The 6,090-nt window shown below is 71.7% G+C and carries 4 protein-coding genes; all 4 read right to left on the bottom strand.

All coding sequences use genetic code 11. The annotated features are described in order from the left end of the window. Window positions 1-765: aminotransferase family protein (locus tag D455_RS0125255; RefSeq protein WP_040685120.1), on the bottom strand; the 765-nt coding region annotated here is incomplete at its 3' end. A gap of 465 nt (window positions 766-1,230) precedes the next feature. Then, window positions 1,231-3,717 (bottom strand): phenylalanine--tRNA ligase subunit beta, encoded by a 2,487-nt coding sequence (pheT, locus tag D455_RS0125250; RefSeq protein ID WP_017573450.1) that lies wholly within the window; start codon window positions 3,715-3,717, stop codon window positions 1,231-1,233. Further along, entirely contained in the window at window positions 3,717-4,835 is a 1,119-nt protein-coding gene (gene pheS, locus D455_RS0125245; protein ID WP_026122965.1) for a phenylalanine--tRNA ligase subunit alpha, read from the bottom strand. Before pheS ends, pheT begins: the two co-directional genes overlap by 1 nt. Before the next feature lie 182 nt (window positions 4,836-5,017). Further along, entirely contained in the window at window positions 5,018-6,085 is a 1,068-nt protein-coding gene (locus tag D455_RS0125240) for a sensor histidine kinase (protein WP_083922436.1), read from the bottom strand. Window positions 6,086-6,090 lie beyond the last annotated feature (5 nt).

Genomic DNA, 6,090 nt, shown 5'->3' with positions numbered 1-6,090 from the left:
CGGCAGGTACCCGCTGGAGACGCCCTTGGCGAAGACGATCATGTCCGGGTCGACGCCGAAGCGCTCGATCCCGAACCAGTTACCCATCCTGGCGAAACCGCAGATGACGCTGTCGACGACGAAGAGCACGCCGTACTTGTGGCAGATCCGCGAGATCTCGGTGAAGTAGCCCTCCGGCGGCAGGAACACCCCGCCCGCGCCGACCACCGGCTCGGCGAAGAAGGCCGCGACCTTCTCGGGTCCCACCCGCAGGATCTCCGCCTCCAGGGCCTCCGCCGAGTCGTGGGGCACCACCGAGGTGTCCTCGACCAGCCTGCCGTAGCCGCTGCGGAACCGGTCCATGCCGGAGATGCTCGTACCGAACCCGTGCAGGCCGTGGTAACCGCCGGTCCGGCTGATCAGGTGGGTGCGTCCCGGCTGCCCCGTGACGGCCCAGTAGCGCCGCGCCAGCTTGGCGGCGGTGTCGATGGACTCCCCTCCCCCGCAGGTCAGGATCACCTTCGGGTCGGGCACGGGAGCGTGCGCGGCCAGGCGCTCGCTGAGTTCGACCGCCGGCCGGTTGGAGAAGTCCCCGTAGACCGTGTAGGCGTCCAGGGTGCTGATCTGACGGTGGACCGCGTCCGCGATCTCGGTGCGGCCGTGCCCGACGTTGCAGTACCAGAGGCTGGCCGTGCCGTCCAGGTAGCGGTCACCGGAGTCATCCCAGAGCCACACGCCCTCGGCGCGGGCCACCATGAACTCCGGGGACTGGACCACGGTGTTCATGTCGCAGAACGTGTGCCAGAGGCGGCTGGGCTCCCCGTACCGGGTGGGAGCGAGTGCGGACGAGACAACCGTTTCGGTCATATGGCGACCTCCGAGCCGTGTCATGCGCGAGAGCGCAGCGGAAAACTCAGGTTGATTCGGCCTGCACACGGGCGCCCGATGGTGGCAGGTGATTGAAGACTAAGCGTGCAACCCATCTCACAGCAAGAGACAAAACGAAGATTCATGCCCCGAAACACAAACTTCATGCGAGCTACCCTACGACCTCGCCAGCAAAACCCCTTCTGTACTGGAAAAACAAGCCGAAAATCAGTTTCGGACCGAGCGTTCCCAGCGAAGCTTTCGGTGACACGCGGACCCTCGTGGTCATGCTGGGCATCCCACCGACCACAGGAAAACGGGGCCGGCCGCCCCCTCGGAGACGACCGGCCCCGCCCGTAGTCCGGAAGGGCCCGAGCCCGGAACTCAGCCGCGCAGGACCGCACCCGTGCGCTCGGCGGCCACGGCCACCGCCGCCTCCCTGGCGGCCCCGGCCTCCTCCGCCGTCAGCGTCCGGTCACCGGCGCGGAAGCGCAGGGTGAAGGCCACCGACCGGCGTCCCTCACCGACCTGGTCACCCGTGTAGACGTCGAACAGGCGCACGCTCTCCAGCAGCTCTCCCGCCCCCTCGGCCAGGGCCTCGCCGACCTGGCCGACCGGAACCGAGGAGTCCACGATCAGGGCCACGTCCTGGGTGGCCACCGGGTACGTGGAGACCTCCGGCGCGGTGACCGGGGTACGGGCCCGTTCGATCCGGTCGAGGTCGACCTCCACCGCCGCCGTGCGCTCGGGCAGCCCGAACGCCGCGACGGTGCGGGGGTGCAGTTCCCCGGCGTGTCCCACGAGCAGGCGCTCACCGTCCGCGCGCACGTACAGCGCGGCGCAGCGCCCCGGATGCCACGGAGCGTGCTGGTCGGCCTCGACCTCCAGCTCGACCCCGGCGACGTCGGCGATGCCGCGCGCGGTCTGGACCGCGTCGGCCCAGGTGGCCTCCCGGCCCGGCCCCCACCATCCGGCGCGCTCGACGTGTCCGGAGATCACCGCGCCCACCCGACGCGGCTGGTCGGGCAGGGCGGCCTCGATCAGCGCCAGCTCCTCGGGACGCGGCCCCCGGTCCACCGGCAGCATGGGCGCCCTGGGCGCGCCGGGCCTGGGCCGGTAGACCAGGCCCGTCTCGTACAGGGCCACGTCGGTGAACCCGCGTCCCACGTTGCGGGCCAGCGCCTTGAACAGGCCCGGCAGCAGCGTGGTGCGCAGCAGCGGCTCCCCTTCGTTGAGCGGGTTGGCCAGACGCAGCGCCGTCCTGCGGTCGTCGTCGGCCTCCAGCTGGAGCCCGTCGAGGTCGCGCTCACCGACGAACGGGTAGTTCAGCACCTCGTGGAAGCCGGTGTCGGCCAGGTTGCGGCCGACCGCGCGGCGCAGGCGCTGGCTGGCGGTCAGTCCGCGGCCCGAGGCGAGCGGACGGATCGAGGGGATGTTCTCGTAGCCCTCGAACCGGATGACCTCCTCGGCGAGGTCGTTGGGGTCGGTGATGTCGGGCCGCCAGGTGGGCGGGACCACGCTCAGGAGCTCCCCGTCGACGCTCACCTCGCAGCCGATGGCGCGCAGCCAGCGCTCGGTGGTGCCCTCGGGGTAGTCCACACCGGCGACGGACCCCGCGTGCGAGGCCCTCACCACGACCGGTTCGCGGTCGACGGTGTGGTCCAGGTGGGTGTAGGCGGACTCGACCGAGGCACCGCCCAGCTCGGCGAGCAGCTCGACCGCGCGGGTGGCGGCGGCCAGCTGCACGGCCGAGTCCACGCCGCGCTCGAAGCGGCGCGATGACTCCGAGGACAGCTGGTGGCGCCGCGAGGCGCGCGCGATGTGCATGGCGTCGAAGTGACCCGCCTCGATCAGCACGTCGGTGCTGGTCAGGGAGATCTCCGTGGTCAGGCCGCCCATGACGCCCGCGATGTTGACCGGACCGCTGTCGTCGGCGATGACGATGTCGTCGGTGTCCAGGGAGCGCTGGACGTGGTCCAGGGTCTCCAGCTTCTCCCCCGACTCGGCGGCGCGCACCCGCAGGGCGCCCCGGAGCTGGGCGCGGTCCCAGGCGTGCAGCGGCTGACCGAGTTCGAGCATCACGTAGTTGGTGACGTCCACGGCCAGGGAGATCGGACGCACGCCGCAGTGGTGCAGGCGGCGCCGCATCCACAGCGGACTGGGCGCGTCGGGGTCGAACCCGGTGACGCCGCGCAGGACGTAGCGGTCGCACAGGGCGGGGTCGACCTCGGCGGCGTACCCCTCACCGGTGGGCGCGCCCACGGTGACGTCGGCCGGATCGCGCAGCTCCACCCCGTACAGCGTGGCCGTGTCGCGGGCCACGCCACGCAGGGACAGCGCGTAGCCGCGGTCCGGCGTGACGGCGATGTCGAGCACGTCCTCGCGTAGGCCGAGCGGGCCGATGGCGTCCTCACCCACCTCGCCGAAGCCCTCGGGCAGCACGACGATGCCGGTGTGGTCCTCCCACAGGCCCAGCTCGGTGGCCGAGCAGATCATGCCCGCCGACATCTTTCCGTAGGTCTTGCGGGCGCCGATCCGGAAGCCCCCCGGCAGTTCGGCGCCGGGAAGGCAGACCACGACCAGGTCGCCCTCGGAGAAGTTGCGGGCGCCGCAGACGATCTCCTGCGGCTCACCCGTGCCGTTGGCCCCGCCCACGTCCACCTTGCAGAAGCGGATGGGCTTCTTGAAACCGGTGAGCTCCTCGATCTCCAGCACGCGGCCGTACACGATGGGGCCGGTGATGTCGGATCCGAGCTCGTCGACGGTCTCGACCTCCAGGCCCGCCAGTGTGAGACGGCCCGCGAGGTCGCGGGCGGTGACGTCGGCCGGAAGGTCGACGTACTCCCGCAGCCAGGTCATGGGGACGCGCATCAGCTCTCACTCCCGAACGCCGAGGTGAAGCGGATGTCGCCCTCGACCATGTCGTGCATGTCGCGCACGCCGTGCGCGAACATCAGTGTCCGTTCGATTCCCAGGCCGAAGGCCCAGCCCGTGTGGACCTCGGGGTCCACGCCCGCGGCGGTGAGCACGCGCGGGTTGACCACGCCGCAGCCGCCGATCTCGATCCAGCCCTCGCTGGAGCAGGTGCGGCAGGCCGCGTCCGGATTGCCCACGGAGGCGCCCCGGCACACGAAGCACTCCATGTCCACCTCGGCGGAGGGCTCGGTGAACGGGAAGTAGGAGGCGCGGAACCGGGTCCGCAGCCCCTCGCCGAACACGCCCTCCACGTAGGCGTCGATCGCCCCGCGCAGGTGGGCCAGGGTGACGCCCCGGTCCACGACCAGGCCCTCCAGCTGGTGGAAGACGGGGCTGTGGGTGGCGTCGAGCTCGTCGGTGCGGAAGGTCTTGCCCGGCGCGACCACGTACACCGGCAGCTCCCGCGAGAGCAGGGCGCGGACCTGCACCGGCGAGGTGTGGGTGCGCATGACCAATCCGGACTCACCGCCGTCGGGTCCCTCCACGAAGAAGGTGTCCTGCATGGTGCGGGCCGGGTGGTCGGGCTGGAAGTTGAGGGCGTCGAAGTTGAACCACTCGGCCTCGACCTCGGGACCCTCGGCGATCTCGAAACCCATGCCGACGAAGATGTCGGCCACACGTTCGGCGACGGTGGTCAGGGGATGCCGGGCGCCGCGGGGGGTCCGGTCCCAGGGCAGGGTGACGTCGACGCGCTCCTCGATGAGGACGCGTTCGTCGCGCTCGGCCTCCAGGACGGCCTGGCGGGCCTTGAGTGCCTGGCCGACGTCGCGCCGGGCGCCGCCCACGCGCTTGCCCGCGTCGGCCTTGGCGGCCGGGGGCAGGGCGCCGATCTCCCGGTTGGCCAGGGCCAGCGGGGAGCGGTCCGAGGCGTGCGCGAGCCGGACCTCCTTGAGTTCGGCGAGGTCGGCGGCGGCCTCGATGGCGGCCAGCGCCTCCTCGCGCATGCGGGCGACCTCGTCGGGGTGCAGGGGGGTCACCTCGACCGGGTCGAAGGAATTGTTCGGTGCAGACATGGTTGGTTGCCTCGCCGCCGGGATCCCCGGAGGGGACGGGCGGCAGTCACGGTCCGCGGCGGGGCGGACGAAGCCGACAGGAAAAGCACAGGCGGATGACGGGCGCGCCCGGAGAAGGCTCCCTCACGGAGCCGGGGGCGCGCCGTGAAGCCCACCGGGAGGACTCGGAGAGTCTGAGGGACTCAGACGAACTCGGGCGCCCCGGCGGGCATGGTAAATCGGAACTCGGCGCCGCCGCTGGGGGCGCGTCCGACGGTGATCGTGCCGCCGTGGGCCTCGACGAGGCCCTTGACGATGAACAGCCCGAGGCCGGTCCCGCTCCGGCGCTTGCTGCGCCAGAACTGGCGGAAGACGCGCGGAATGGTCTCGGGCGCTATGCCCTGGCCCTCGTCGCGCACCGACACCGCTGTTCCTCCCTCACACGGCTCGATCACGACACTGACAGTACCAGCGCCGTGCCGCACCCCGTTTTCCACCAGGTTCGACAGGATCTGCTCGATCTTGTCGGCGTCCAACCACATGCGCGGGAGTTCTCCGCGCGTCTCGACCCGGAAGCGCTCCTCCGGCTCCCCCGCGGCGACGCGTCCGGCCACGACCCGGCGCACGGCGTCGGGCAGGTCGACGACCTGGCGGCGCACCTCCAGGCGCCCCGACTCTATGCGGGAGACGTCGAGCAGGTCGTGGATGAGACGGGTGACGCGGTCGGCGTCGGCGTTGACCGTCTCCAGCATGAACAGCTTCTGCGTGTCGGTGAGCCGCTCCCACTTGGTGAGCAGGGTGGAGGTGAAGCCCTTGACGCTGGTCAGGGGTGAGCGCAGTTCGTGGGCGACCTGGGAGACGAGGTCGGCGCGGGAGCGCTCGGCGTGCGCGGAGGCGTCCCGGAGGGTCACGACCAGGCGGACGAGCGCCCCGCCGGGGCGGGCGCGCACGTAGCGCGCGGCGACGAGGATCTCGCGGTCGTCGGGCAGCTGGAGGGCGCGCTCGGGTTGGCGGACACGGTCGCGCGCGCCGCCGTAGGGGTCGCTGGCCTCCCACCAGTCGTTGCCGTCGATCCCCAGGAGCGGCAGGACGGCGCGGTAGTCGCGGCCCAGGGCCGACTCCGGGGGGATACCGAGGAGCTGGGCGGCCTGGGTGTTGAAGAGCACGACGCGACCGCGGGCGTCGGCCACGACGACGCCGTCGGGCAGGTCGTCGGCGTGGAGGGGGACCCCGCCCGGTCCCGCGGGGGGCACCCCGTCGATCTCCCACAGGGCGT

It is taken from the genome of Nocardiopsis halotolerans DSM 44410, assembly GCF_000341065.1.
GTDB lineage: Bacteria > Actinomycetota > Actinomycetes > Streptosporangiales > Streptosporangiaceae > Nocardiopsis > Nocardiopsis halotolerans.
Note: the sequence above shows the minus strand (reverse complement) of the source record. Positions and strands in the feature narration are given on the sequence as shown.

Coding starts and splice junctions, on each gene's coding strand:
- pheT (WP_017573450.1), bottom strand. CDS start 3,717: ATGCGCGTCCCCATGACCTGGCTGCGGGAGTACGTCGACCTTCCGGCC.
- pheS (WP_026122965.1), bottom strand. CDS start 4,835: ATGTCTGCACCGAACAATTCCTTCGACCCGGTCGAGGTGACCCCCCTG.